General features: G+C 38.7%; 2 protein-coding genes. Both read right to left on the bottom strand.

What is annotated here, in order from left to right:
* Positions 1 to 1,285: peptide MFS transporter (locus tag HMPREF9010_RS03810; protein ID WP_008651024.1), on the bottom strand; the 1,285-nt coding region annotated here is incomplete at its 3' end.
* 204 nt (positions 1,286 to 1,489) lie between these two features.
* Positions 1,490 to 1,714: a winged helix-turn-helix domain-containing protein gene (locus HMPREF9010_RS03815; protein WP_004301899.1), complete on the bottom strand. Its 225-nt coding sequence runs from the start codon at positions 1,712 to 1,714 to the stop codon at positions 1,490 to 1,492.
* Positions 1,715 to 2,973: the final 1,259 nt, after the last annotated feature.

The raw sequence follows: 2,973 nt of genomic DNA, 5'->3' as shown, positions 1-2,973 counted from the left end.
TTGAAAGTCCGATAGGTGACAAGGCTATTTCACCCATTGTATGAATAAAATAAAGTCCTGTCAGCCAAATCATACTTACCTTCACTCCGGGGATAGCATCTTTCACTCCGAAACAGATGAAAAGATAACCTAAAGAAAGAAGTAACAAGCCAATCGCTTGTTTGGTAGGAGAAGCAGGTTCCATCTTTCGTTTGTTGAGGAAGCTCCACACACCCGGCATTATATATGCCAGGACAACAACAAACAGAGGATTGAAGGATTGAAACCACGAAGCCGGCATTTCCCAACCTAAAATATCACGATTGGTCTGTTCGGAGGCAAAGAGAGTTAAAGAGGCTCCTGCCTGTTCGTAAGCCGCCCAGAAGAAAATGACAAAGAAAGCTACTATATAGATAACGAAAATACGACTACGTTCGATCTTGGTTAATGAACCATCCAATAGGATGAGAACAGGGAAAACAATGCAGGCGGTAAAAATACCGATGCTCACCCAGTCACCCTCAAAAGCGTAATTAAAGAAGGCTATTAAAGCAACTGTAAGAATAGTGATTACAAGGGTATTACGCAACTTGGTACGCTTATCCATCTTCGGGTGTGAGATATGCTCGGCTTTATCCTCTTTCTTTTCACGTTTGGCATCGGGGATAATACCGATTGGCTCTCCGGAAGGAGAGAAAAGATATTTATTCTTTTGAGTTTCAAAAAGTACAACAGTGAACAGTGTCATGATTCCGGCTGCAAGAAATCCCCATTTAAAATCGTGCGGGTCACCGGTATCACCCAGATAACCACAAATCAAAGGGGCGGCAAAAGAACCTACATTCACTCCCATATAGAAGATGGTATATGCAGCATCCAGCCGTCTGTCTCCCGGTTCGTAGAGTTGACCTACGAGAGAAGAAACGGTAGGTTTGAAACAACCATTTCCCAAGATCAGGAATCCGAGTCCGCCATACATCATCCAGTGAGCAAGTTCCGTATTATCTAAAGTAGAGGCACTCATAAACATCAGGAATTGTCCGACTGCCATCATCATTGCTCCCCAAAACACAGAGCGACGGATTCCCCAATATTTATCGGCAATGTATCCGCCAATCAAAGGAGTTAAATAGACTAACCCGGTATAACTACCGTAAATGGATGCTGCCGCTTCTTTGTCAAACAATAATGCCTGCGTCAGGAAAAGAATAAAGATCGCACGCATACCGTAGTAACTGAAACGTTCTGCCGTACTTGTCGCGAAAATCAGATAAAGGCCTTTCGGATGCCCTTTCAATGCACTCATGAATTTATGTGTTTAGTAGTTTATGGGGTGCAAAGGTACGAAAAATAGATTAAATGCTTCAAAAAAAGAAAGTTCTTATCAAACGGGAATATAGGGGGAATAATAAAAATGGGCATAAAAAATCCTACTGATCCACTTCATTATTTTTTTAGCTGTGTAAATAACAAAGTGGAGATCCATCTTAAATATAGGTTAGCTACCACCTTAGCCAAAAGTAAATTCGACATTTTCGATACTGGCAAAAAGCATTCCTTCTCTTTTCCTCAAAAAGATTTTGTCTTCTCGGGCCAGCCAACCAATAGCAAGAGCTACGTCTTCAAACGTCAAACTTAATTCACGGCACAAATCGAACATTGAAAGTTCACCTTTTTCATTTAAGATGCGCCATACTTTCCCGGCATTCAAGCCAATTTTTGTCTTTTCCATCATGCAAACTTTAGAAGATTAAACAATCCGTTATTTAGATTCTAATTCATTGTGAGCACAGGAAATTAATGTGATGCACATTATCTATCTCCAAAGATAACATTTTTATCGGAAACGGCAAATAATCAAAGGCTTAATCAGGGGAACCGCATTAAAAATTTGTTTAAGAGGGTATGGAGATAAACTAAACACAATTTCCATCCGCCCCTCTACAGAAAAAGATTTTTCATTTTCACTTCTCATATCCTCATAAATAAGGCACAAGTGGCAGTAAACTAATAAGATAGACTATGAGAAATGATTTTAAAACAGGCATTTCTCATAGTTTCTTCGCAAAATAACCCGGATTTTGCTTCATTTCTCATAGTGTAGTGTGCCGGAAGCTGACATTGAATAAATAGAACTATGTATTCCTTTTGCTTGCTTCCATACACAGTGTCTTAGTCCCACATATTGTGGGAAAAGATTCCCTAAGGCTTGGGAAAGTATTCCCTTATTTTGTGGGAAAGTTTTCCTTCAATATACGAGAATACTTTCCCACAATATATGGGACAATCGAGAACAACGAGCATCTCCAAGCAAAAAGCCACTATTTTATCTAAATAGTAGCTTCATTTCCTGATAAAAATAAGGCAGGCTGAAAGAAAAAAGGAAGAAAGAATGGCTTTTGACTATGAGAAATACCCTGAAATACGATGAGAATAAGGTAGCTTTTGAGCCAAAACATGGGAGAACTTATGAGAAATACCGTTTTGAAAAAGTGTTTCTCATAAGATATCTATTTGATTATCTTTCGTTTATCGAAAAACAATGAGAATATGAGAAATGAAATGAAGAAATCTGGTTCTTCGTCAAATTTGGTGGTAATCTCTTTTTTATTTCAACTGTCTTCTTCTTTCTTAATCCTATTAAAAGTTGTAGATATGTTTGCTTTTTAGTAACTTTAAAGACACCACATCATTAAGAGTTACAATGCAACAAGTCATATCTACAACGTACAAATATACATCAAAAAAAGAAAAATGCTCCTACAAATAGGGATTATTCCATGATTTCAGATTCAGTCTTGGCTACGATAATCTGCAACAAGATGGTATCTCTGAAGCTGTTGGCTCATTGACGGTCTTTCTACATACGGCTGGCAAAGGGGCTTCCTGTCCTTATTGCGGACATTTCAGTCACCGATTGCACAGTTACTACTCCCGTCATATTGAGGATCTTGAAGTTTACGGTCATACTTTGGAGTTAGTCATCAAGGTTGG

The sequence above is a fragment of the Bacteroides sp. 3_1_23 genome (genome assembly GCF_000162555.1).
Lineage (GTDB): Bacteria > Bacteroidota > Bacteroidia > Bacteroidales > Bacteroidaceae > Bacteroides > Bacteroides ovatus.
Note: the sequence above shows the minus strand (reverse complement) of the source record. Positions and strands in the feature narration are given on the sequence as shown.

Bases quoted from the DNA above. Each gene is read 5' to 3' on its own strand.
- HMPREF9010_RS03815 (WP_004301899.1), bottom strand. From the start codon at position 1,714: ATGATGGAAAAGACAAAAATTGGCTTGAATGCCGGGAAAGTATGGCGC.